This window comes from Sporosarcina sp. GTC18466 (genome assembly GCF_055389225.1).
Genome location: NZ_AP044037.1, coordinates 1,655,559 through 1,680,502 on the forward strand (window position 1 = coordinate 1,655,559; position 24,944 = coordinate 1,680,502).

At 53.2% G+C, this 24,944-nt stretch carries 25 protein-coding genes; 8 read left to right on the plus strand and 17 right to left on the minus strand.

Annotation, left to right across the window (positions count from 1 at the left end; all coding sequences use genetic code 11):
• Genes ACZ5FK_RS08020 through ACZ5FK_RS08035 form a run of 4 tightly spaced genes read right to left on the minus strand, consistent with a single transcriptional unit; the run spans position 1 to position 1,883 of the window.
• Positions 1-258 (minus strand): YwdI family protein, encoded by a 258-nt coding sequence (locus ACZ5FK_RS08020; protein WP_464804413.1) that lies wholly within the window; start codon positions 256-258, stop codon positions 1-3.
• Positions 255-425, minus strand: coding sequence for a uracil-DNA glycosylase (locus tag ACZ5FK_RS08025; RefSeq protein ID WP_464804414.1), 171 nt, complete (start codon positions 423-425; stop codon positions 255-257). The genes ACZ5FK_RS08020 and ACZ5FK_RS08025 overlap by 4 nt, the downstream gene beginning before the upstream one ends.
• Positions 426-1,109 carry a uracil-DNA glycosylase gene (locus tag ACZ5FK_RS08030; RefSeq protein ID WP_464804415.1) on the minus strand — a complete coding sequence of 228 codons (684 nt, stop codon included), beginning with the start codon at positions 1,107-1,109 and terminating at the stop codon, positions 426-428. It lies immediately after the preceding gene.
• Positions 1,110-1,115: 6 nt separating this feature from the next.
• Positions 1,116-1,883: a DUF4230 domain-containing protein gene (locus tag ACZ5FK_RS08035; RefSeq protein ID WP_464804416.1), complete on the minus strand. Its 768-nt coding sequence runs from the start codon at positions 1,881-1,883 to the stop codon at positions 1,116-1,118.
• 448 nt (positions 1,884-2,331) lie between these two features.
• Between ACZ5FK_RS08035 and thiD the strand changes: the two genes are divergently transcribed.
• The 4 genes from thiD (at position 2,332) to ACZ5FK_RS08055 (ending at position 5,915) form a co-directional block, all read left to right on the plus strand.
• A complete protein-coding gene (gene thiD / locus ACZ5FK_RS08040; RefSeq protein WP_464804417.1) occupies positions 2,332-3,165 on the plus strand; it encodes a bifunctional hydroxymethylpyrimidine kinase/phosphomethylpyrimidine kinase in 834 nt (277 codons plus the stop codon).
• A gap of 111 nt (positions 3,166-3,276) precedes the next feature.
• A complete protein-coding gene (locus ACZ5FK_RS08045) occupies positions 3,277-3,627 on the plus strand; it encodes a YojF family protein (protein WP_464804418.1) in 351 nt (116 codons plus the stop codon).
• Between the two features lie 45 nt (positions 3,628-3,672).
• On the plus strand, positions 3,673-4,353 hold the full coding sequence (gene bshB2, locus ACZ5FK_RS08050) for a bacillithiol biosynthesis deacetylase BshB2 (RefSeq protein WP_464807399.1): 681 nt from the start codon (positions 3,673-3,675) through the stop codon (positions 4,351-4,353).
• Between the two features lie 203 nt (positions 4,354-4,556).
• Complete coding sequence (locus ACZ5FK_RS08055; protein ID WP_464804419.1) at positions 4,557-5,915, plus strand: YjiH family protein; 1,359 nt, start codon at positions 4,557-4,559, stop codon at positions 5,913-5,915.
• Between the two features lie 46 nt (positions 5,916-5,961).
• Here the strand turns inward: ACZ5FK_RS08055 and ACZ5FK_RS08060 are convergent, their stop codons facing one another.
• Entirely contained in the window at positions 5,962-6,906 is a 945-nt protein-coding gene (locus tag ACZ5FK_RS08060) for an L-threonine 3-dehydrogenase (protein ID WP_464804420.1), read from the minus strand.
• 221 nt (positions 6,907-7,127) lie between these two features.
• Here ACZ5FK_RS08060 and ACZ5FK_RS08065 point away from each other — a divergent pair, with 221 nt between their 5' ends.
• Together ACZ5FK_RS08065 and ACZ5FK_RS08070 are read left to right on the plus strand one after the other, a co-directional pair.
• Positions 7,128-7,757 carry a hypothetical protein gene (locus ACZ5FK_RS08065; RefSeq protein WP_464804421.1) on the plus strand — a complete coding sequence of 210 codons (630 nt, stop codon included), beginning with the start codon at positions 7,128-7,130 and terminating at the stop codon, positions 7,755-7,757.
• 29 nt (positions 7,758-7,786) lie between these two features.
• Positions 7,787-7,957, plus strand: coding sequence for a hypothetical protein (locus tag ACZ5FK_RS08070; RefSeq protein ID WP_464804422.1), 171 nt, complete (start codon positions 7,787-7,789; stop codon positions 7,955-7,957).
• Positions 7,958-8,198: 241 nt separating this feature from the next.
• Here the strand turns inward: ACZ5FK_RS08070 and ACZ5FK_RS08075 are convergent, their stop codons facing one another.
• The 11 genes from ACZ5FK_RS08075 to ACZ5FK_RS08125 all read right to left on the minus strand — a co-directional run bounded on the left by ACZ5FK_RS08075 (position 8,199) and on the right by ACZ5FK_RS08125 (position 21,356).
• The gene (locus ACZ5FK_RS08075; protein WP_464804423.1) at positions 8,199-8,492 is read right to left on the minus strand and encodes a DUF6958 family protein; all 294 of its coding nucleotides are present in this window, start codon (positions 8,490-8,492) and stop codon (positions 8,199-8,201) included.
• A 185-nt stretch (positions 8,493-8,677) separates the two neighbouring features.
• Positions 8,678-9,868 carry a glycine C-acetyltransferase gene (locus ACZ5FK_RS08080; protein ID WP_464804424.1) on the minus strand — a complete coding sequence of 397 codons (1,191 nt, stop codon included), beginning with the start codon at positions 9,866-9,868 and terminating at the stop codon, positions 8,678-8,680.
• 72 nt (positions 9,869-9,940) lie between these two features.
• Positions 9,941-11,023 (minus strand): hypothetical protein, encoded by a 1,083-nt coding sequence (locus ACZ5FK_RS08085; protein WP_464804425.1) that lies wholly within the window; start codon positions 11,021-11,023, stop codon positions 9,941-9,943.
• Between the two features lie 126 nt (positions 11,024-11,149).
• Positions 11,150-11,788, minus strand: a complete 639-nt coding sequence (locus ACZ5FK_RS08090; RefSeq protein ID WP_464804426.1) for a YczE/YyaS/YitT family protein — start codon at positions 11,786-11,788, stop codon at positions 11,150-11,152.
• Between the two features lie 94 nt (positions 11,789-11,882).
• Positions 11,883-12,371 (minus strand): Cys-tRNA(Pro) deacylase, encoded by a 489-nt coding sequence (gene ybaK, locus ACZ5FK_RS08095; RefSeq protein ID WP_464804427.1) that lies wholly within the window; start codon positions 12,369-12,371, stop codon positions 11,883-11,885.
• A gap of 356 nt (positions 12,372-12,727) precedes the next feature.
• Positions 12,728-13,336, minus strand: coding sequence for a hypothetical protein (locus ACZ5FK_RS08100; protein WP_464804428.1), 609 nt, complete (start codon positions 13,334-13,336; stop codon positions 12,728-12,730).
• Between the two features lie 87 nt (positions 13,337-13,423).
• Entirely contained in the window at positions 13,424-15,589 is a 2,166-nt protein-coding gene (locus ACZ5FK_RS08105) for a DNA topoisomerase III (RefSeq protein ID WP_464804429.1), read from the minus strand.
• A gap of 92 nt (positions 15,590-15,681) precedes the next feature.
• The gene (locus ACZ5FK_RS08110) at positions 15,682-16,977 is read right to left on the minus strand and encodes a diguanylate cyclase domain-containing protein (protein WP_464804430.1); all 1,296 of its coding nucleotides are present in this window, start codon (positions 16,975-16,977) and stop codon (positions 15,682-15,684) included.
• Positions 16,978-17,000: 23 nt separating this feature from the next.
• Positions 17,001-18,575: a putative bifunctional diguanylate cyclase/phosphodiesterase gene (locus tag ACZ5FK_RS08115; RefSeq protein WP_464804431.1), complete on the minus strand. Its 1,575-nt coding sequence runs from the start codon at positions 18,573-18,575 to the stop codon at positions 17,001-17,003.
• A 201-nt stretch (positions 18,576-18,776) separates the two neighbouring features.
• Positions 18,777-19,340, minus strand: a complete 564-nt coding sequence (locus ACZ5FK_RS08120; protein WP_464804432.1) for an NADPH-dependent FMN reductase — start codon at positions 19,338-19,340, stop codon at positions 18,777-18,779.
• A gap of 96 nt (positions 19,341-19,436) precedes the next feature.
• A complete protein-coding gene (locus ACZ5FK_RS08125) occupies positions 19,437-21,356 on the minus strand; it encodes a cation:proton antiporter (RefSeq protein WP_464804433.1) in 1,920 nt (639 codons plus the stop codon).
• A 146-nt stretch (positions 21,357-21,502) separates the two neighbouring features.
• Between ACZ5FK_RS08125 and ACZ5FK_RS08130 the strand changes: the two genes are divergently transcribed.
• A complete protein-coding gene (locus tag ACZ5FK_RS08130; protein WP_464804434.1) occupies positions 21,503-22,537 on the plus strand; it encodes a hypothetical protein in 1,035 nt (344 codons plus the stop codon).
• 28 nt (positions 22,538-22,565) lie between these two features.
• Entirely contained in the window at positions 22,566-22,754 is a 189-nt protein-coding gene (locus ACZ5FK_RS08135; protein ID WP_464804435.1) for an SE1832 family protein, read from the plus strand.
• 729 nt (positions 22,755-23,483) lie between these two features.
• On the opposite strand, the gene ACZ5FK_RS08140 is transcribed toward ACZ5FK_RS08135, so the two are convergent.
• Positions 23,484-24,929, minus strand: a complete 1,446-nt coding sequence (locus ACZ5FK_RS08140) for a phospholipase D-like domain-containing protein (protein ID WP_464804436.1) — start codon at positions 24,927-24,929, stop codon at positions 23,484-23,486.
• Positions 24,930-24,944 lie beyond the last annotated feature (15 nt).

Sequence of the window (24,944 nt, forward strand, 5' to 3'; positions counted from 1 at the left end):
TCAGAAATCAAAGAGCGAGCCGCCGTTCGCGTCCTCTTCCTCCAGCGGTTTCCCAGTCAGCGGCATATCCGGGATGGCGGCAGGCATCAGAGGCGCTGCCTGCTGAACGGCCGCCGGCTTCTTGGCATCCGCGAGCATGAGATCGCACAGCGATTTGATCGCGGCCAGCGCTTCCCGCACGCCCGCTTCATCCGCCGATTGCCGGGCATTTCCCAGCTGGCGTTCCATTTCAAGTAAGATACGGTCATAGGGTATCATTTTGCAGACTCCTTCGGTTCGTATTTCATGCACTCCATGCCGGACGTCCGTTTTACGACAATCGACGGCAGTTCCTTCGTCTTAAAACCATACGCTTTGCAGCCGCGCGGGTGTTTCGGGTCCCAGGTGACGAAGAAATTCTTGCATTTGAAGCAGTTGACGGCCATTCAGTGATCCTCCCTGGTACGGCACCAGTCGATCGGCTGTTCATCCCAGCTTGCCAGCAGTTCATTCACTTTGGAAAAGGGCTTGCTCCCGAAGAAACCGCGCCTTGCGCTCAACGGACTCGGATGCGGCGATTCGATAATGGCATTGTTTTCAAGATCGATCAATTTCTTTTTTTCCTGCGCCGGCTTTCCCCACAGGACAAAGACGACTGGCTCAGGACGTGCGGACAGCTTGCGGATCACTTCATCGGTGAAGATTTCCCATCCTTTGCCGCGGTGCGAATGGGCTTCCCCTTCCCGCACGGTCAGAACGGTGTTCATCATGAGGACACCCTGCTCCGCCCAGCCGGTGAGCGTTCCTTCATCAGGCACCTGGCACCCGGCATCCGCGGCAAGTTCCTTATAAATATTGCGGAGACTCGGCGGAAGAGGTACACCCGGCTTCACAGAGAAGCTCAGGCCATGCGCCTGCCCGGGTCCGTGATACGGATCCTGGCCCAGAATGACCGCTTTGACGCTCTCAAAAGGGGTCAGCTTGAACGCGGTCCACATATCTTCCATGAGGGGATATACCCTTTCATGTGCATACTGCTCCTTCAGGAATTCCCGGAGCTCCGCGTAATACGGCTTGCCGAATTCCCCCGCGAGCACCTCGTCCCAATCATTTCCGAATCGTACACTCATCCAGCATCACTCCTTGAACTCAATTGTTACATCGTATCCTGCGAAAGAGAACATTTCCTGCAGCGTCCGGACGGCATTCTGCTCAGCCGTCTGCAAAACGCCCTGCCCGGCACTTTCATCCAAAATCATCTGCTTCGCTTCCTCAGCCAGCTCATACGCTTCCTTGATATCCGCTTTTTCGCGGAACACGCCTTCATATGAATATATTTCGACCTGGTCGAAATAAATCTCCGCTCCGCCGAGGAATTGCGCTGGCGGAAGCCGGAGCGTCGCCGTCTTCTTCTTTTCATTGATGGAAATATCTTTGTCGGTGACACCGGACAAGTCGACACCCGCTTTCACGGATCCCGGGATGACGACGAGCAGCTGCCGCTTCGTCCCCGGCAGATTGACGCCGATGCTCTGGCCGAACAGCTGGTTGTCCTGCCGCTCGATGATCACTTTCGTATACGACTCCGCGGTCGCAATCTCGCTTAAGTCCTGAATCCGCTCAAGGAATACGCCCTTATCTTCCGAAAAGGTGCTCCCGAGCGTCAGGAACTTGAATGTGATGAACGGGAGCGCAAGAAGCACCAGTATGGCGATAACTGCGATGAGAACGGCCCACCGTTTCCAGGAAGAGAACAGAAAGCGGCCTGTTCTCCGGAAGCCTGTCCGTTTTTTCCGCTTTTCGCGCCCTGACACTTCTTCAAACGTGACCGCCTGCTCGCGTTCCGCCCGCCGAATCTCGTCCATCGCTTGCTTTCGTTCCTGCTCCCTCTCTTTTTCATCCATTCCCGGCTCACCGCCCTTTCAGGTTGTTGTATCTGTGCAATACCGCTAGCTGTGGCCTCTCGATTGCTCTGTTTCAAGACTCGGTTGCTTCGCCAGGCGGCTTGGTTGCTTCTTTTATATGCATGTTTGCTTCATTCAGTTGCCTGATTGCTTGATTTGCAATGCAAATTGCTTCATGTAGCAGCAGGATTGCTTCGTTTAGCAGGGAAGACCCTGGCATATCCGCCAAAAACATTCATCAGTCCCTAGAATTCTTTCCTTTATGGCTTCAATCGACTGACAGTCTACTAGTTGTACGTTTAGCCTATCGAAAAGTTCCGCTATGGACAACTGAAAAGCAATCCTGTACAACCTTCTTTTGGCAAGCCTACAAGTTTCGACAATTGTATTTTTTCTTCAAATTGATTACGATGGAAATTGTATATCCCATTATAAAGGAGCTTCCAAAATGACGCTGAAAAAGACGTTGACGATCGCAGGCTCGGACACTTCAGGGGGAGCCGGCATCCAGGCTGACTTGAAGACATTCCAGGAACACGGAACATATGGCATGACAGCATTGACGGTCGTTGTGACGATGGATCCGGACAATAATTGGGCCCATCATGTCCATTCACTGCCGATCGATGTGCTGAAGGCGCAGCTGAAGACCGCCCTTTCGACAGGCGTCGACGCCATCAAGACTGGCATGCTGAGCACGGAAGAAGTGATCATGACAGCAGGCGAGGCGATTGCGGAATCCGGACTGGATCATGTGGTCATTGACCCGGTCATGGTGTGCAAGGGGGAAGACGAAGTGCTGAATCCCGGCACGGTCGATGCGATGATCCAGTACTTGCTGCCGAAAGCGGAAATCGTGACGCCGAACTTATTCGAGGCCGGCCAGCTTGCGGGAATGAAGACCCCCGCTTCTATCGAGCAGATGAAATCGGTCGCTGAAAAGATCCATTCCCTTGGCGCACGGAATGTCGTCGTCAAAGGAGGCAAACAGCTGCATCACGACAAGGCGGCTGATCTGTTCTATGACGGGACCGCTTTTCTGCTGCTTGAGACCGAGAAGACGGATACCCATTACAATCACGGAGCGGGCTGTACATTCGCAGCGGCCATCACTGCGAATCTTGCAAACGGATTGCCTGTCCGCGATGCGGTCATCGAAGCGAAGAAATTTGTCGCTGCGGCAATTGCTCACGGCTGGAAACTGAACGAATATGTCGGCCCTGTCATGCATGGTGCAAAAAACCGCTTTGGCGCTCCAGAGGTCACCGTTACGGAGATTTGAGCGGCCGCTGTTTTATCATGGATAGCCGCATGCATCCTTTCTGAAGACGCCTGCTCTGCAATCCGTCTTCCATTTCGATATACTTAAAGAATGGATGAAGGAGGAATACAAATGGAACAGGTACAACCGGCCCGCTTGCAGGAGCTGATCGATTCCTTTGCAAACAAAGATGTCTATTTGCACTTGGAGACGACCAATGGTTCCTATGCCGCACACTTCAATGAAGGATTTTTCAATGCGGGCGCATTTATCCGCAATGTATTGGTGAAATACGAACTCGGGAAAGTGGCTGGCGAATCACCGCACCGTGTCGGCCTTAAACTGCCGTACGGCTGGGTGTATGCGCAAGGGATCACGCACTTTGAACTCGACGAACACGGACGCCTGCTGATGGCGGGGCTTGATCCGGAAGGCAAGCTTGCCGTATCGCTTGAGATCAGTGAATCTCCGTTTACATATTGAGATAGCCACGCGATCCACAACCATTCCCAAGGAGGATTACCCATGATAAAACAAGAACGTCACGTACTGGTCGTCTTTCCGCACCCTGACGATGAAGCGTTCGGTGTGTCCGGAACGATTTCGACATATATCGATATGGGCGTGCCCGTCACGTACGCCTGTCTGACTCTCGGCGAAATGGGCCGTAATTTCGGCAATCCGCCCTTTGCGAACCGGGAGACGCTTCCGCTGATCCGTAAAGGTGAACTGCAGAACGCAGCGAAAGCCATGGGCCTTGAAGACCTTCGGATGATGGGCCTCCGCGACAAGACGGTCGAATTTGAAGACGACGAAAAGATGGTCAAGATGATCACAGATTTGATCGAAGATACGAACCCATCGCTCGTCATCTCGTTCTATCCAGGCTTATCCGTCCATCCCGATCACGATGCGACAGCGCGGGCGGTCGTCCGGGCGATCCGGCGCATGCCTGAGGAAACGCGGCCTGTATTATACACGATCGCATTCGACAAACGGACGCCCGAAATCCTCGGCGAGCCGGATGTCATCCATCATGTCGAAGGGGCAGCCGCGAAAAAGCTCGCGACGATGAACGCCCATGCTTCGCAGACGGTCTGGATGATGCGCGATATGGAAAAACGCCTGGTGGAACAAGATCCCGAAGCACTGAAGTGGCTGCACTACGAGCGTTTTTACACGTATCAGTGGGACCGTGATTTCGAATAAGGCTGAGCGGCCGTCCGCGGTCAGATGCGGACGGCTCTTCATTACATAATTATGCAAACGCTTTCATAAGAGATATTGGTCATCCACTAATGAATACTGACAAATCAAACTTCTAATCACATACTTTACACATCTACGATAATGCATTATTATGTATAAATATTCATTAGGTACAGTAATTTATTCATAGAGGAGAGAGAGTTGTGTTCAAAAACTTCCGCACATCGACTTGGTTTTACTTTTTAATCCCTTCTATACTTGGCATTATTCTTTTCATGATTCCCCTTCCGTTCAAAGGCGGATGGAAAGTGCCGATCGCAAAGTTCGCTGATATGCTGGCAGGCGTGGTGGAACCCGCCATGCCGATGGTTCCGATGGTTGTCATCATCATTGCGGCGCTCGGATCGCTTGTATTCATGTTTATCCGCACAGATTCAGCGGCGCCGCCTTCGTTCCTTGCGACCCTGTTCAAAGTGACTCCATTTTGGACTGTCGTCCGCATCATTGGAGCAGTGTTTGCTGTCATGGCGACGTTCAAGCTCGGTCCGGAAGCGGTATGGAGCGAAGATACCGGCGGCCTGCTGCTTGCGCCGGACGGCCTCGTGCCATTCCTGTTCACGATTTTCCTATTCGCAGGCCTCTTCCTGCCACTGCTGCTGAACTTCGGATTGCTGGAGTTCTTCGGTACGATGATGGTGAAGATCATGCGCCCGCTGTTCAAGCTGCCAGGCCGGTCTTCAATCGATGCGCTTGCATCCTGGATCGGTGACGGAACGATTGGCGTCTTGCTGACGAGCAAACAATACGAAGAAGGACATTACACGAAGAAGGAAGCTGCAATTATCGCAACGACATTTTCCGTCGTTTCCATCACTTTCTCGCTCGTCATTATCGACACCGTCGGGCTTGACCGGTACTTCCTGCCGTTTTACGGCACTGTCATCTTGACGGGTATTGTTCTAGGACTCATCATGCCGCGCATTTATCCGCTTCGCGGAAAGAAAGATGAATACATCGACGGACGCCCGTATACCGGAGCGGAAGAGACATTGCCGGAAGGCTATAACGTGGTTACGCACGGCCTCGAGAACGCTTTGCAGGCAGCATCGAAAAGCAAGAACCTCGGCAAAGTCGCTGGCGCGGGGGTCAAAAATGTCCTGGATATGTGGATCGGCGTCGCGCCGGTCGTCATGGCATTCGGTACGGTCGCACTCATGCTTGCCGAATTCACAAGCGTCTTCCGGATTCTCGGAAAACCGTTCGAACCGATTCTTTCTGTTCTGGGCATTCCGGAAGCAGCCGATGCCGCACAGTCGATGGTCGTCGGATTTGCGGATATGTTCCTCCCGGTCATTCTGGCGGACGGCGTCATCACATCGCCGATTACGCTGTTCACCATCGCCTGTATCTCGGTCATCCAGCTGATTTACATGTCTGAAGTCGGCGGATTGATTCTTGGAACCAAGATTCCCATCAACGTTTGGGATCTGATCGTCATCTTCGTGCTCCGGACACTCATCGCCCTGCCGATTGTCGCAGGCGTCGCCCATTTGCTGTTTTAAACGGACAAAAGGCTGGCACGGTATTCAATCCGCGCCAGCCTTTCTCTTATTTATTCAGCTTCACTTTCAACTTTTCAAGCATATCGGCAGTCATCGCATCCAGATCATAGGTCGCTTTGAAGCCCCACTCCTCTTTCGCAGCAGACGGGTCGATATGATCCGGCCAGCTGTCCGCAATCGCCTGGCGGACAGGATCGACATCGTATGACATCTTGAAATCAGGAATATGCTTGCGGATCGAAGCCGCGATATCAGATGGCTCAAAGCTCATTGCAGTAACGTTGAACGCATTGCGGTGTTTAAGCTTCGCAGGGTCTGCCTCCATCAGGTCGACAATCGCCTGCAGGGCATCCGGCATATACATCATGTCCATATACGTGCCTTCCGCGATAAAGGAGGTGTATGCCCCCTCTTCCAGCGCCTTGTAATAAATATCGACCGCATAGTCCGTCGTGCCCCCGCCGGGCTGTGCCACGTATGAGATCAAACCAGGGAACCGGACGCCGCGTGTATCGACGCCGAATTTATGATAATAATAGTCACAGAGCAATTCGCCCGAGACTTTATTCACGCCATACATTGTCGTTGGCCGCTGCAATGTATCTTGCGGGGTATCCTGTTTTGGTGTCGACGGGCCGAATGCACCGATGGAACTTGGCGTAAAGAACTGCAGGCCGAGCTCGCGTGACGTTTCAAGAGCGTTCATGAGACCGCCCATATTCAAGTTCCATGCGAGCAGCGGATTCTCTTCCGCTTTGGCAGAAAGAAGCGCCGCCATATGCATCATCGTATCCGCACCGAATGATTCAGCGATTTCCAGCATACGCTTACCGTCCGTCACGTCAAGCAGTTCGAACGGCCCTGACATGTCTCCTGCCGGCTTGCGGATATCTGTCGCCAGAACATTCTCTGCACCGTATTCATTCCGCAGCTTCTCAATCAATTCAGAGCCGATCTGGCCAAGCGCACCCGTCACGAGTATCTTTTTCATCCGTATATTCCTCCCAATCGACATATGTATTTTTGGAGCGTACATTATCCATTTCACCCAAGCATAAACGTTGTAGAATCAATATTCTCTGATTATATAGTGTGCAGCCGAAAAATACAACACATAGAAGTATCGCACATTTGACCATTCTATCAGTATCAGCCGGAAACCTTTCATGCCCCGGCTTCCTTTGGTATACTGGAGGAAAAACGAGGTGCATGATGAAAGGCAAGCTGCTTTTGTTCATCGGTCTGATGGCCGCCTTTTTCATACTGTATTCCCTGCGCGTGCCGGTGTGGCTTGTCTTTATCCTGTTATTCATCGGAACACTCATCCTGTCGGTAGGATACCCTATTTTCATTACATATCGCTCCAAAAATGTCCGCCTGATCGGGCAGTATTTGAAAAACAATCACAATAAACCGCTGTTCACTTACGCCTACGCGATGGGCAACGGCAGCAAGGAAGAGGTGATCAAGGCGCTGAAACGGATCATCGCTTCCTACCCGCAATCTGAGATGCAAGAGACCTATAAGGCGAATCTTGCGCTCATCCAGAAAGACGCGAAAAAGCTGGCTGAACTGGCCCGGGGCATGTCGAATACGGAACTCGCCGCCTATTTCGGCGGGTTATCGTCCGTGCTCAAGAATGACACCGGACAAGCCGAGGAACAAGCGGGCCGTATCCGAACACTATGGCTCGCCCATTTCCTGAAAGCGATGATTGCCCGCAGGAAAAAGGATCTGGAGACATTCCAGCGGGAAGCCGATCAGGCCGTGCGCCACTGCGCGGGCATGCAGCGATATGTCACCTTCCATATGATGCGCAGATTCCGCGAAGGTGATCTCTGACCGGTATCCGGCGAAGGAGGTGCGAAGCGATGGAATTCGTGGAAGAGGCATTTGTCGAGCTACCAGGCGGCAGACGCGGATTGATCGTGATGGTGCGGCCGGAAGAACAGACCAGGTACGACGTCGAATTGCCGAACGGCGAACTGACCACCGTGTACCACGCCGAAGTCTTGCAGGAAATACATCTGCCGGAGCACTGAAGCAGGAAAAGGAACGGGCCCTTTGATGGGTTCCGTTCTTTTTTCATGTCGGCTATTGGCTGGCCGTCTGGTTGGCGAGGGATGATATTTAATTGGCAATCGACCTAGATGATTGACGCGAAGCCCGCATCAACAGGCGCGCAACCTCATGAATTCGCACAGCTCTTCTTTAAGCGCCTATCATTCCCGTTAATCGCCCCGTCCTCACACACCATTTCACCAACAGAAAAAAACGCCTGCATTACACAAGGCGCCCGGATGTGCGGATATATTTATCTCCATTGATCTTGCGGGTTTCAAAAATGCCGCGTTCTTCCAGGTCCGTGGCGAGTGCGTCCATGTACCAAAGGCTGTTCCGGTCGAATGGCGTGAGTCGCTTGAGCGTCTGCTGTTTGACGTCGTCGAATAAGATCCAATCTTCGCTGTCCACTGCAGATAGCATCGCTTTCTTTATCTTGTCGTATCTGAACTTTATGATGGATGGTCCTTTTTCGCCGTTCCCTTGGAGCAGCTGGACTTGTTCGTTGTATCGCATATGTCACCTCATCAGGTATTTATATTTCATACTTACCCGCTTCCTCGTAAAATATGCATCTCACGTGCAACTTTTTAGGAAAAAATATTCATGTAATGTAACAGAGTTGTTACAAGAGGGGACTTCAGCTGTCACGACACCAAGAAAATACCCCGTTCCTCAGGCGGGACGGGGTATTCCTCTTACTATTGGATTACGCCGAGTTCCTTGCCCACTTTTTCGTAAATGGCAAGTGCGTCGTCAAGCATCTCTTTTGTATGAGCAGCTGTCGGCATGTTGCGGACGCGGCCAGTTCCTTTTGGCACAGTCGGGAATACAATTGATTTTGCGTAGACCCCTTCTTCGATGAGCCGCTTGGAGAACTGCTGGGTAAGCTTTTCTTCGCCGATGATGCATGGCGTGATCGGTGTTTCTGAGTGGCCGATGTCAAAGCCGAGCTTTTTAAGGCCCTCTTTCAGGTAGTTGCCGTTGTCCCACAGCTTGTCATGAAGCTCCGTAGATTCCATGATCTTATCCAGTGCGCCCATGATCGCTGCTACGTCTCCCGCAGGAAGCGCAGTTGAGAACAGGAATGGGCGGGAACGGACTTTCAGCCAGTCGATAAGTTCCTGCGTGCCAGCGACATAGCCGCCGACAACGCCGATCGCCTTGGATAAGGTGCCGATTTGGAAGTCGATTTCCTTTTCAAGGCCGAATTGCTTCACAGTTCCTTTCCCTTTTCCAGTGACGCCAGATCCGTGTGCATCATCCACATATGTGATCAAATCGAATTCTTTCGCAATCTCAACGATTTCCGGCAGTTTCGCAATATCGCCGTCCATTGAGAAGACGCCGTCCGTGATGTACATCACTTTGCCGTACTGACCGCTTTCCGTCGCTTCTTTCGCCTTCGCCCGCAGATCGTCCATGTCCTGGTGGTTCACGCGGATGATCTTCGCGCCGGACAGGCGGCAGCCGTCGATGATCGAAGCGTGGTTCAATTCATCGGAAAGAATCGCATCGTTCTTATTCATGACCGCAGAAATTGCTGCCATATTGCAGTTAAATCCGGATTGATAGGAAATCGCCGCTTCTGTCCCTTTAAACTCAGCCAATTTCTTTTCGAGTTCTACGTGGATATCGAGCGTGCCATTGATCGTACGGACCGCTCCTGCGCCAACACCATATTTTTCAGTTGCAGCGATGGCAAGTTTCTTCAGATCTTCGTTCGTCGCAAGCCCCAAATAATTGTTCGAAGACAAGTTGACGAGCTGCTTGCCTCGTATCGTAATGACCGGGCCGTTCGGGCCTTCCACCGGATCGATTTCATTGTAGAGCCCTTGGTCGCGGAGTTCTTGCAAGTTTTCTTCTAAGAATGAATGAAGTGCTTTCGACAAGTTGATCTTCCTTTCAAACGGGTAATGCCCTCATTTTAGCATAGTCGGGGCCGTTTCGCCGAGTGAAGGAGGTCAGGAAGGTAGCATATTCCATAAGGCGGCTGTCCGTTCCGCCAATCTCTTTTGGTCAATGGCCGCGTCCAAGATCTTTTTCATTCCGTTCACCGCATTTGCGTAGGCATGGACATACCCCGTCGCATCGAGGATCTTTTCTTTATACGCCACCTGGATGGGGGCGAGTTTCTGCTCTGCCTCAGGATCTTCCGAACATAGCGGGACGAGGTCTAAAATTTCATCGCCTGCCCGGGATGGCTCGTATTCATGCGGTTTTGTCGCATCAAACAGGCTGACGGACAGCTCAGGGAACTGAATGAGATCGACACTCGAAGGATCAAGGCCGCACCAGCCGTAGAGCACATCGATCCCCCGGCGCTCCGCCTCCGCCCCGATCGCTTTCATCATCGTGGATTTGCCAGAGCCCGATAAGCCTTTGATCAAAATGCGCCGCTCCATGCGGCCCGTGATGGACGGAATGAAGTCATGGGCGCCTCCTTTTGACAGCGAGCCGATGATCCGGTGAGCCGTGCGCGACTCCTTGTGCAGCTTCATCGTACCGAACAATTCCTGTTTCAGGGAACCGATCAGATCCTCATGCTCCTTCCACATCATCCGGTTGATATTCACAGATTCCCAGTCATCATGGATCCGCTTCGCCTCCTTCAAGGCGGCAAGCGTTTTTCCGATCGCCTGGTCAGCTTCCTTGCGGAGGGACGCCAGATCGCCGGAAGACGTGCTTAATTTCCCCTCATCATACATATCGTAAAAGCTGATGATCCGGTGGCATCCGCCGAGTTCGACCGGTTCAATGGCGACCGGATAAGACGCCTGGAACACGAGCAGGCCAATTTCGTTCACATACACTGCATCCGCCATGTCCGTCTGGAGCGGATTCATGAAGCGGTCAACCGCAAATCCTCTTTTGACGAAATGCGACGCAATTTCATTCAGGACGGGAGCGAGCGCATTTGTCGGAGGGCACTTCAGGAAGATCGCCGTGGATGCCGCATCAACCAGCTTGTCATATTTATGGGAGACTCCTCCCCCTGTGTAGGCGGTTCCCATGTAATCCGTAATTGTGCCGTAAATCGTAATCACCCTTTCGATTCTACTGCCTTCCTATGAGTCTACCTTATGCCCAGCGGCCCGAAAAATGCACGGCTTGTACAAGAATATCGGAATTACAGCAAAACAAAAACGCCTCTCATCGAGCGGCGTTTCTTGTCATCTTTGCAATAAAACCTCATCATTCTCTTCCTTTGCGACCCACAGCAATAACCGCTTGCACTGCGGCATGGCGATATGGACAATCTGGCCGATCAAAAAGGCGATGACGACCGTCCCGATGCCAACCGGGCCGCCGAGCAGCCATCCGGCAATCGCAACAATCACTTCGATCATCGTCCGCACCTTTTTTACGCTAAGCCCCGTCTTTTCTACGATGATCAGCATGAGGCTGTCACGCGGACCTGCGCCGACATTAGGAGACACATACACGCCCACCCCGTATGCCATGACGAGGACGCCAAGGATGAAAATGGCAGTTTGGCCGGCGAGCGTCGTGACATCCGGCAGCAGCCAGTTGAACAGATCGATGAACAGCCCCATTAGCAGCATGTTCAGCCACGTGCCGATTTGCGGCCATTTCCGCAGCACTGCGGCGGTTGTCAAAATGATGATAAGTCCGGTAATAATGCTCCACGACCCGATTGTCAGCCCAATATTCCGGTATAATCCAACATGCAAGACATCCCACGGCCCGATGCCGAGCCGCTCCCCTTTGATGGTCATTGAAATTCCAAGCGACAAGATCATCATGCCGACTAGGTAGAACACCCATCGCCAAACAAAAATCCTTCTCATATGCATTCTTCTCTCCGTGCTCCTCTCTGCCTGAAAAGAGCGTACTCTCTCTCATTGTAGCAGATGGGCTGCCTTGCGGATATATGCGTTTCGCCTAGGTTTTCAGAATTTCGCAGAACTTTGCGCGGGCGATCCCTGCAAAATCAAGCGGCGATAATTTCATCTGATGGCCGGGCTTCCCTGCGCTGACGACGAACTCGCTGAGCCTTTCCGCGGATGTATCGATCCAAACCGGAAAATCCTTCTTCATGCCGATTGCCGTGCAGCCGCCCCGCACATACCCCGTCTCCTTCGTCAGCTCCTTGAGCGGCAGCATCTCGAGCTTTTTCACCCCGGCTGCTCGTGCTGCTTTCTTAAGATCCAGCTCGGCTCCGACCGGGATGATGAACACATACAGCTCCCCAGGCGCCGCTATCGTCACCAGCGTCTTATACACCTCCCCCGCGGACTGCCCGGTCTTCGCCGCAACCGAAACGCCATCCACCTGGCCGTCCTTGACATCATATTCAATCACTTTAAACGCCACGCCCGCCGTCTCCAGCAGCCGCACCGCATTCGTTTTGACATGTTTTTTCTTAGCCATGAGAGCATTCCTCCTTACTGGTAATCAATTTTGTACTTCCGAGGGGTGCAGGATGATTCATTTTAATCGGCGAGCGATCGTTTAGATCACGCAACGATCCATTTAGCCTGACGAACGATCGTTTAGCCGGCGCAACGATCCATTTAGCCCAGCGAGCGATCGTTTAGATCACGCAACGATCCATTTAGCCTGACGAACGATCGTTTAGCTGGCGCAACGATCTATTTAGCCCAGCGAGCGATCGTTTAGCCGGCGCAACGATCCATTTAGCATCGTCAACTCCGAACCACTCACTGACTTCCACTCCGCAGGCCAGATGCAAAAGGCCGCCCCATCCAGCGGGGCGGCCTTCCTTCTCATGCGCTCACATAGTATTTCGTGCGGCTGATTGTGTAGCCGTTCGCTTTTGCTTCCATTTGCATCGAGTAGGCGGAGACGGCGCGTGCGAATTGGCGTTCCTCCCGGCCTGGAGCCTGGGCAGCCGCGTCCTGGAGTTTCAGGTCGGCCAGCTGGCGTTCCGCTTTTTTCTGGAGGACGAGCCGACCTTCGATGTCCCGGATTTTGGCGGTGGCTGTTGCCGCGAGCTGCCGGTCCGCAGTCGTCGGGCTCGGCACTGAGTTTGCCGTTTTCCGGACGTCCCGCCAGATATCGATCGTTTCTTCCAGTGTTTTTCCAACGGGCGGGTTGACCTGCTCCACTTGGCCCCCGCCGAGTGTCTGATCAGATGCAGCTGCATCCCGCTTTGATGCGTCCGGTTCGCTGAGCGGCGACTGTTGCCGCGCCGCCCGTTCTGGCGCGTCATCCGTCTTCCCTAGAAGAAGCGCTTCGAGATCAGACAGCGCTTTCTGGTGGCGTCCGTTGTAGGCCGATTGTTTGTCATAGGCCTGTTCGGCGCTCCGTCTCCGGACGGAATCATAGCGCTGCCGCTGTTCGGCGGCACTGGCGAATGTCAATATGGCGTTCATGGCACAATCCTCCCGTTTCCGTTCGATCTTGTACCAGAATTATATCCATTATTTTCATTAGCAGCCATCCGCCGAAAGCGCTAAATTTCATTTTTCAAATAGTTTCTTTAGCGCATCCGCCATGGCGGTGTTCTCCGGTTCTTCCTGTTTCTTCAAGTACTTCTGGACATCCCGCTTATCCGCTTTACCGCTGCCCGAGTTCTTCTTCCGCTTCTCAAAGGCGGAAAGCTTCTCCCGGTAGCCGCATTTGCACACGAAGATCCGGCCATCGCCCTCGCCGCGCAGTTCGAGCTTCTTCTTGCAGTTCGGGCATCGTGCGTTTGTCAGCGTGGAGACGTTCCGGCGGTGTCCGCACTCGCGGTCCTGGCAGACGAGCATCTTCCCGCGCTTGCCATTCACTTCGAGCAGCGGCTTGCCGCAGTCCGGGCACATCTTCCCTGTCACGTTGTCATGGCGGAATTTCTTGTCGTCCGTCTTGATTTCGCTGACCGCCTGCTTCGCGAACGCGACCATATCCTTCATGAATGCCTGCTTCTTCATCTTGCCATTCGCGATCTTCGTCAGGCTCTGTTCCCACTCGCCGGTGAGCGCAGGGGATTTCAGGTCTTCCGGCACGAGTTCCAGAAGCTGGCGGCCTTTCGACGTCGTGTAGATGTCATTGCCCTTCTTCTCGATGACGAATGAACTGAACAGCTTATCGATGATGTCCGCCCGCGTCGCCACGGTGCCGAGCCCGCCTGTTTCCCCTACCGTCTTGATCAGATCCTTCGATTCTCCCGCCATGAATTGCGACGGATTCTCCATCGCAGCGAGCAGCGTGCCTTCGTTGAACCGCGCCGGCGGCTTTGTCTGGCCTTCCGTCATGGCGATGGCCCTGATCGATATATCGTCGCCCTTCTTGAACGCCGGAAGCCGGTCACTGTCCTCTTCTTCATCGCCTGAGGAATACACGGCGCGCCATCCTTCATCCGTGACGGTCCTGCCTTTCGCCTTGAACATCTCGCCGCCCGCCTGCATCTCCGCGGTCACCTGGTCATAGCGGAACGGGCCGAAGAACACGGCGAGGAACCGCTTGACGATGAGGTCGTACAGCCGCTGCTCCTTGTCCGAAAGATCCTGCATGACAGGCGTTTCCTCCGTCGGGATGATTGCATGGTGATCGGAGACGCGCTTGTCGTCGATGACGCCTTTCTGCGGCTTCACCGCCCCTTTGCGGAGCAGCGCATTCACCGATTTCCGGTAGGCCCCGATATCGACTGCCTTGATGCGCTCTTTCAGCGTCCCTTCCATGTCGGATGTCAGATGCTTCGAATCGGTTCGCGGGTACGTCACCGCTTTGTGGCGTTCATACAGATTCTGCAGCGTCGACAGCGTCTCCTTCGCCGACCATGACCATCTCTTGTGCGCTTCCTTCTGCAGTTCGGTCAAGTCGAATAAAGGCGGTGCCGGCTGCTGCTTGCCGGCCGTCTTGACGTCCGTAATCTTACCGGAATGAACCCCGTCCAGCTTCGAAAGCACCGATTCCACGGCCCCCTTGTCGAACACTTGCGCCATCCCGCGTTTATCATGCCATGTAAATCGCGCAGTTTCCGTCATCGCCTGCAGGCCATAGAAGGACTTCGGCTTGAATTCTTTAATCTGCTTCTCGCGTTCAGCAATCATCGCAAGCGTCGGCGTCTGCACGCGGCCGGTCGATAATTGCGCATTGTATTTCACCGTGAGGGCGCGCGTAGCGTTGATGCCTACGACCCAGTCGGCTTCCGCACGGGCGACCGCCGCCTCGTACAGGTTTTCATACTGCTTGCCGTCTTTCAGGTTCCGGAAGCCGTCCTTGATGGCTTTATCGGTGACCGAGGAGATCCAGAGCCGCTTCACCGGCTTGCGGTTTTTCGCCATCTCCAGGATCCATCTTGCGACAAGCTCCCCTTCGCGCCCCGCATCCGTTGCGATGATGACTTCCTTAACGTCATCCCGTTTCAGCACCGCCTTTACTGCATTGAACTGCTTTGATGTCTGGCGGATGACGGTCAGTTTGAACGGCTCCGGAATGATCGGCAGCACATCCATCTTCCATTCCTTATATTCATTGCCGTACCCTTCCGGATCAGCATGTGTAACGAGATGGCCGAGCGCCCACGTGACGATGTATGCCGGCCCCTCGAGGAATCCGTTCCCTTTCTTATTGCAGCCGAGCACCCTGGCGATATCCCGCGCCACAGATGGCTTTTCGGCTAAAACGACTGATTTGGACATAACAAAATCCCCTTTCTTCATACATCAATTATACGGGAGAATGTCCCTTGATGCATGCAGAACGGGGCCCCCCCCATTGGGTGCGCTTACATTCATTGCGGCACTGCACATTTATAGCAATTCCGTCCGGCTTCCTTTGCCGCATACAGCGCATTATCTGCCTGCTTGATCAATTCGTCGCCTGTCATGGTCCCATCCGAAAGGGCTAGTCCGATGCTGCTCGTGACAAGGATGCAGCGGTCTTCGTATTCCCATGGGTCACGGATTGCCTGGCGGATGCGTTCTACGACTTCCTCCGCTTCGGCTACTGATGCGATGGCAGGCAGAAGGACGGCAAATTCGTCACCGCCGAAGCGCGATACCGTATCGATGCGGCGGACGGTGCCCTTCACGCGTCTCGCGAACTCCCCGATGACTTTATCACCCACGTCATGGCCATTCTGGTCGTTGATCCACTTGAACCGGTCAATGTCGAGGAGCAAAAGGGCTACCCCCGCATGGCCTTCCCTCTCATTGTACAAAGCTGCCCCGAGCTGTTCATAAAACAGGCGGCGGTTCGGCAGATCGGACAGCGCATCGTAATAGGCGTAATAGGTCAGCCGTTCCTCCACCTGCTTGTCAGCCGAAATATCACGGGCGATGCCGACCACCCGGTTGATGCGCTGCTGATCGTTGAACACCGGGCTGCCGTAAATCTCGTACCAGATCCAGCCGGCTGTCTTATGACGCATGCGGTATTTCACTTTGAAGTGCCGCTGCTGTCGCAAGGTATCCGTAAACGCATCGACTAGTCCCTCTATATCATCCGGATGGACGAAATACGGAAACGGCTTCGCCTTGACCTCCTCCTCGGTGTAACCAAGAGCAACGGTGCAGGACGGTGAGATATACTCCACTTTCCCGTAAATATCGAGGATGGCAATCAAATCACGGGAATGATCAGCGATGATCTTAAACTGGTCTTCACTCGCATGGAGGCGTTCACGGGACTGGGCGAGTTCCAATTCCGCCCGCTTCTGCGCTGTTATGTCATGGACAAGAACCGTGATGTATCGCACATCGTCCCTTTCATCCAGAAGCGGAACGAGACGGCATGCAGAATAAAGGATTTGCCCATCTGCATTCACATAGGTGTCCTCATAATAAAACTCCCGCTTCGTCCGGATGACATGGAAGTGATTTGCCTGGAACACTTCGAAACGTTCCGGCGGATCCACTTCCCGAAGCCGCTTTCCGATCGCGTCTTCCGTCAGCCATGTCCGTTCCATCGCGGCCCGGTTCAAATATTCATAGAACAGCTCATTATCTTCCGCAACCCTGATGACCATGAACAGGTCACGTATGCCATCCATTAAAAACCGATTCAGCAAGTCCCCTGTGCTGTACATGTACCGAATCTCCCCTCTCCCATTTATTGCGCGATCAATTCATCCTCATGCAATAACGATGCGAGTTCCTGAGCTGGCAGCGGCCGGCTGTAAAAGTAGCCTTGGCCATACTCGCATCCATACTTCCGTAATACTTCTTCCTGCCCCTTCTCTTCTATACCTTCCGCAATCAGCGCAAGCCCAAGATTATGCCCCATGTCGATGATTGTACGTACGATCGAGTCTGTCGCCGGCCTGCTGAGCATTTCCCTTGTGAACGATTGATCGATTTTCAGGCGGTCGATCGGCAAACTGCCAAGCACACTTAGCGACGAATAGCCCGTCCCGAAGTCATCGATCGAAATCTTCACGCCAATCGCTTTCAATTCATTCAGGACGGCAATCGATGTCTCGTTATCCTGCATCATCGATTCCGTAATTTCAATATCAACATACTCCGGCGCGAGTCCGATTTCCTCCAGCACCGAAGAAACAAATGCAGGAAAACCACCCTCATTGATTTGCCGGATGGATACATTGACCGCAATGCTCAGATCCGTATTCCACACGTCCTGCCACTCTTTCACTTGCCTGCAGGCGGTCTCTACTACCCATTTTCCGATTGGTACGATCACACCTGTTTTTTCGGCCAATGAAATGAACTCATTTGGCGGAATCGGCCCAAGTTCTGGATGGTTCCAGCGCAGAAGCGCCTCGACACCCGTGATCCTGCCCTTTTGATAATCGATGATCGGCTGATAATGCAGCATCAGCTGATCCAAGTCCACGGCCATACGAAGTCCGTTTTCCAGCTTCATCTTGCGGACATCATCCTCCGCTTCCTCCTCGGAATAAAAGGAATACATATTCCCTCCGCGCGCCTTGGCCTCATACATCGCCTTATCCGCATTCTTCAGAAGGGTTTCCGCATTCTCCCCGTGTTCAGGATACAAGCCGATCCCGATGCTCGCCGTCGTAAATATCTCCTCGCCTTTGATCACAAAGGGCTCCGCCAAAATCGCAAGAAGCGATGTCGCCATCTGCTCCGCCTCAGTCTGTTCCGGGCGCTTCAGCAGGACGATGAACTCATCCCCTCCATGACGGAACACCGAATGCTCCGCCGGAATCTGCTCCCGGAGCCTTGCCGCCACCTGCCGGATGAAAATATCACCGTACAAATGGCCCATCGTGTCATTGATCACCTTAAAGCGATCCAAATCCAAAAACAGTACAGCATGCAAGTCATCCGTTTTCGTGACGGCGTCAAGTGTGCGGAACAGCTGCCGCCGGTTCGGCAGCGCTGTCAGATCATCATGATACGCGTTATGCTGCAGCTCCTCGTTCATAAACCGGAGCTTCTCGCCCGTTTCCAAATTGACTGCCAGCTGATGTTCCAGCTGGCTTGCGTACAGATCCATCCGCCTGATCAGAACCATGAAGATCGGTGTCGCGAATAGCAGGAAGATGGCTGTGTCTTGTACTTCATACCAGATTTCATTTTCGAATTGCCAGCCAAATAACCTGCCAATCGACTCCTCCAGCACAGCCGGCAAAATGACCACAGCAGCAACAAGCAGCAATAAACGCCTGTCCAATAAATTATATGGTGCTCTTCTCATAGTAATGCTCCGTTCCCCCCGATTGGACAATTCATTCTCATTTTCGGCTTCTTTCTCTCTATGAGCCGTTTCTATATATAGAACCTATTTTACTACATGGTAAAAATAAATGCAGTAGTATATTACTAATAAGATGTTATTCACGGGACGAATGAATATAGAAAAGCCTCCTCGCCGCTTGAGCAAGAAGGCCTTACTATGTTACTCCTTATCAATCGCTTCCTTTGAAAGAGTCCGACTCATTTCAACATACTGCACAAACACCCGTGCCATTTCTTTCAGGCGGTCCTGCACATCTTCATCGATAATCCTGTTCTTCTCATCGAAATGATCCGAATGTGTGTAGACATAGTTAGGTGTGACGAGGCAGCGGAAGTAGTCCAAAATGGGTTTCAGCTGGTTTTCGACAACTAAATGGTGCTGATATGTACCGCCATTTGCAACAATCGATACCGGCTTATAGCGCATTGCATGAGGGTGCAGAAGGTCAAACGCGTTTTTCAAGACGCCTGGAATCGATCCTTGGAAAATAGGCGTCGCGATAATGTAGGCATCCGCCTCTTCAAACGCGCGAATCAGTTTTTGCATGTCTTCATTATATTGATCGGCACTCCGGCCATCGACGAATTGATGGTCGTAATCCGCAAAACGTAAATGTTCAAGTTCATATCCACAACCGGTCGCTTCCACATAAGCGCGCGCGGTTTCAAGCACTGCGCCTGTTTTGCTGCCGATCACAGTCCCGTCCACTAACAAAACCTTCACTGGGGAAATCCTCCTTCATAGTTATCCATGTTCCATCGTATCAAAGAAAGCGGCGTGTTTCCCGTATTTGGGCTTGCCGCTTTCTACTATCGTATGTCACCGGATGGAGATTGGCGCTTCCCCAGGAATATTCGGTTTATCCGCCGTTTCCCCTTCGGCAAGTTTCGCTTTGATCGTATCCTCCGACATTTCGGTATTCCCATTTTCCTCAAGCTTCTCCTTGATCCGCGCAATATTTTTTGCAGGCGACACAAGAGCCAAGACGGAATCCCCCGCTACAGCCTGCAGTTCCTTTTTCGGCGTATAAAAATCGATCGTTCCATCCGCCCGGTAGATATACAAAAGGATCGATGTATCATCGCGTTCCCGTAAGTACTGGGTGTAGCTGTATTGTTTCGTAATCAAGGTCTTTCGGATGACATGCCCCTTATGCACCCTGTCGTTCAGTTCGGACAGCGTGACGGCAGGCGTGAACAATGTGCGCCCGCCGAACGGCACAGACAGATCCTCTTCTGCATTATGGTGGCAGGAGCGGAATAGATTCTCTTTCCCGAGTTCCGGCGAGAAGTCCGCCATGATATGCGCATTGTAGATATCATCGTCGGTCATGGCTGCAATCAGCCGGTACGGCGAGAGGTCGAGATGATATTCGATCTGCTCCGACAAAAGATTGCCGACATAATTCGGTATGCCGAGCTGGCGCGCTTCCGAAAGGGCTGCCCAGGAACGGTCAGTGAGCATCACTTCATTTCCATTCTCATGGATTGAACGGGCCAATTCCGAAGGGAACCGGGAGCCTCCTACTACGAGGACGCCTTCCCCGCCCGCCATCGTCAAATTCAATTTCTTCGCGACAAAACCGATGGAGAACCCATGCAGCACGACTGTTGAGAGCACAAGAGCGAATGTCAGGGCGGTCAGCATTTCCGCGTCCTGGTAGCCGTTATCGAGCAGGATGGAGGCGAAGTACCCGGACACGGTCAGGGCGACGATGCCCCGCGGCGCAATCCAGCCGACCAGCGTCCTCTCCCGCCAGTTCAGGTCAGTGCCGATTGTTGATATCCAGATCGACAGCGGACGTACTACGAACAGCATCGCCAATACATAGATGATGATCCGCGGATTGAACACTTCCAGTAAAATGTGCGGATTGAGCGAAGCCGTCAGCATGACGAAGATGCCCGAGATGAGAAGGACAGAGACATTCTCCTTGAAGTGACGGACATCTTCAAGTGTCGTGAGCCGCATGTTGGCCATCACGATCCCCATCGCTGTCACAGCGAGAAGCCCGGTTTCATGCATCACTTCATCTGAAAAGACGAAGGCGAACAGTACGACGACGAACAGGATCGGCGCTTTCAGAAACTCCGGGACGGTGCCTCTTTCAAATGCCCACCCCATAAGCCGCGCAGCTGCCCACCCGATGAAGACAGCAAAAGCGGACGCAAGGAAGAACAGGCCGAGCGACTTCAGAGTCACTTCCCCATACAGGAATTTGATGAATTCGAAAGCGAAGACCGCAAGCAGCGCGCCGAATGGATCGACGATGATGCCTTCCCACTTCAGGATGGCGGCGACCCGCGGCTTCAACCGGGCCTGCCGGAGCAGCGGCAGGATGACGGTCGGTCCGGTCACGATGAATAATCCGCCAATGATGAACGCCACTTCCCACGAAAGTCCCGCTAAATAATGGGCGGCAAGTGATCCGGCAATCCAAGCGATGACAGCCCCGATCGTGACAATACGGCCAACCGGTTTACTGAATCCCCTGATCTCGCGGCCATCCAGATTCAAGCTTCCTTCGAACAGGATGATGGCGACCGCAAAACTGATGATCGGGCTGAACAGTTCACCCATCGTCTCCTTGGGGTTGATCCACCCGAAAACCGGGCCGACGAGCAGGCCCATGACAGACATGATGACAATCGCCGGCATCCGGTAACGCCATGCAATCCATTGCGACAGCATGCCGATCAAAATGACGGACATCAGGTCGAATAGTAACGAATCAAACAAAGGAAGCACCTCTTCACTCCTTGGAATAATTGCTAGTGTAACACAGTCCTTTTGTGAAGCAAGCGTTTTCGGCATAACTGCTTTTTTCCTTTCATAGAGTGAAAGGGAGATTATTGGCTTCATAGGGAACAGAAAGGGTGAAACTATTGGAAATAAAAAAGAGAACAATCGCGATCTACGTATCCCGGGCACATGCGAAAGGGACCTATCCCGCGCGCCGGGCAAGCGTCTTGGCAAATGTCCTCAAGGAAGAGGCAACCATCATTTTCATTATCGGCGAACAGTCCCCTGACGCACCCGAAGGATTCCGGACAATCGAAATCGGGCGCCAGTCGACGCTGGCAGATGCGGTCGCGGTCCTGAAACCTGATATGCTGATCCGAGACAGCGGATCGACCATCCCGGAAGAGGTGGACAAAATCAGGCCGATTGTCCCCTCCCTCATCCATTTTGACGACTTCGGCGACGGCGGTCTGTCAGCAGACCTCGTTTTGCAAACATTGTATGAGGAAGAGCCGAAAAGCGTACCCGACCACTGCGTCACCGACCGGAATCTCTATATCGCGGATGATGCCTTTGCGTCCTACCGCAAATTCGGTCTGAAAAAAGACCGGCCCGGCCCGCTCCCCCACCTGGTCATCTCATTTGGAGAAGAGGACCCCGGCAACTTGTCATATCGTGCGATGCGGCACGTCTCCCAGCTGCAGATTCCTTTGCGGGTGACGCTCCTGATCGGTGAAAAATATGGACATGATGTCAGTACCGTCAAAATGATGGCACTTGCTCGGCGCAACACGACCGTCCTGGAACCTCCGTATGATACGGCTGAACTCTATTCCACTGCAGATGTACTGCTATGCGCATCCGGTTACATGCCATTCGAAGCCGCCGTCATCGGTGTTCCATGCGTCGTCCTCGCCCAGGACGAATTCGAGCTCGGGCTTGGATTTCCGAAAGAGCAACACGGCTTCATCCACCTCGGCCTCGGCCGGAAAGTGAAGCAATCCAATCTGCTGAACGCCATCATGGAACCGCTGCTGCATGAACCCTTGCGCAAACGGGCCATCCGCCGGCAGACCGAACTGAATCTAGGCAGCGGCCTGGACACCGTCCTCGAAGCGATCCGCTATCACCTCGAATATCCGAAAAAGGGTAAGGCGACTTCAGATATGCTACACTGAGGAAAACGAATAGGAGGGCCCCTGCACCATGAACAAACGCCAGCTGGAAAACGAAATCGCCGAACTGAAAATGGACTACATGAACCTGCAAGGAGACATCGAAAAACTCGAATCCACCGGCCACGCCGACTCCGTACACAAAGCCGAACAGCGCCTCGCCGCCATGGAAACACGGCTGAAGGATCTGAACGAGCAGCTGGAAAACGCAGAAGACTAATCAACCCGCCCGGCCGTTGCAACACGCAACCGCCAGGCGGGTTTTGGTTTGGGTGCGCTCCGTTTATCCTGGGGAGCGACTGATTAGACGATGGAACGATTCATTTAGCGCGGCGAGCGACCGATTAGGCGGCGAAGTGATCCGTTTAGCACGCGGAACGACCGATTAGGCGGCGGAGTGATCCGTTTAGCACGCGGAGCGACCGATTAGGCAGCAAAGTGATCCATTTAGCACGCGGAACGACCGATTAGACCGCGAAGTGATCCGTTTAGCCTCGCGAACGACCGATTAGGCGGCGGAACGATTCATTTAGCATTGCGAGCGACCGATTAGGCGGTGGAGTGATCCGTTTAGCACGCGGAACGACCGATTAGGCGGCGGAACGATTCATTTAGCATTGCGAGCGACCGATTAGGCGGCGAAGTGATCCGTTTAGCACGCGGAGCGACCGATTAGGCAATGGAACAATCCATTTAGCCTCGCGAGCGCTCGATTAAACCGCGGAACGATCCATTCCTGATGATGAACGCCCATTTACAGCCGGCGGACGCCTGTTTATCGCCGCTGGACGTCCTTTTATCACACCAAGCGCCCATTTAGCCGGTTGAACGCCCATTCCTGATTAACGACCGCCTATTTAGAACGTTAAACGCCTATTTCAGACCGCCGAACGCCCATTACCCTGCCCGTAAAACCAATCATCGCAAGCCCGGCGTCCGTCCATTACGCTTAATATGTCGTTAGCTTCAGCCATTCCTGCAAATGGTAGATGCCGCGCTGGAAGAAGGTGAAGGTGTTTTGGTATTCCTCGAAATCGAGCGTGTACATGGCGTCTTCATTTTCCCAGAGACGGTCAAAATACGAATCGATCTGTTCCGCCAATTCGCTGTCGTCCGGCGCGATGATCCGGATGTTCGCTTCCAGATTATAGTTCTCGAGCGCCCGGTCGGTCAGGTTTGCGGAGCCGTTCGTAATGTAGACGTGGTCATCCGCTTCCACGGCGACGAGCTTCGTGTGATATTGGCCGACGACCGTATTGTACCAGCGGACACCGATCCGTCCGTCCGTCTCCTTCATCATTTTCTGCATGACCGGCCGGTTCGGCAAGCCGGTCTTTTCATTGCCGAAGGAGTTCTCGTTCGGATCGAGTATCATCTGCACATCAGCGCCCCTCTCCGCCGCATCTTCCAGCGCCTTCACAACAGCGGGCGTCGCAATGTAGAACATTCCCATACGAATACGGTCGCCGCTCCCCGCGCGGCCGATGTCTTCCAGCAGCCGGTCCATGATCTTTTTTTCTGTCACATACTGCACGCCATATTCGCCGTCAGCTGGATCCTGCGCGTTTGCCCGCGGGAGCGATCCGCCATTTGTATAGCGAAGAATGGCTTCCTCGGATTCCAAAATATCATCGAGAATGCCGCCGCTTCCTACGGTGAACGCAACATTGCCGTGGAGCCCGCTCGCGTTATGCGGATTGCCCGATGTGACAAGGGCCTCCTTCTCCGTCACGACTGTTTTCCGGTGATTCGCTTTCACGTTCAGCAGCCGTAAATAGGAGGTCACCGACATATTCGGCGCATTCGAAGCCATAGCGTTCGGAATCCAGCCGCCCTTTCCGGGGTTCATCCAACGGAAAAAGACCCGGTACAGACCCGAATAGATCGGGGTCGAATCCCGCAGCCGATCCAAATCGGTATAGACGACCTCAATGCCCGCCTCCTTCAGTTTTTTAAATAAATCCGATTCATACGAGCCATACCCCGTGTTCAGCGGGTCGGTAATAAAGACGATCGGCATATCGGGGTTCTCCTCTTTTTTGCCGATCAATTTCCCTGTCAGTGTCTCCGCGACATCCGGAAAGTCGATCGCCTCATCCGAATAATGGTCCATTAAGAAGAAATCGACCACAATGAACGACTCTGCCTCTTCTATCATCCGGTAGACTTCCCGGAAAATCTCAAGCTCATGAACAATGCCATCCCCGTCCTTGTTTTGCGCATAGGTCAAGTCCGTGTACATATGCACGTCATCTGTATAATGAAGACCGCCTTCATACGGAATACCATCCGGCAGCGGTTTGTATTCGTTCCAGCCGATCACCGTGAAATAAATAAGAAGAAAAACGATGACCACCGGCCATATAAGCCTCTTCTTCCCTCGCCTCTTTTTCATCCTCTCAGTCCCGTC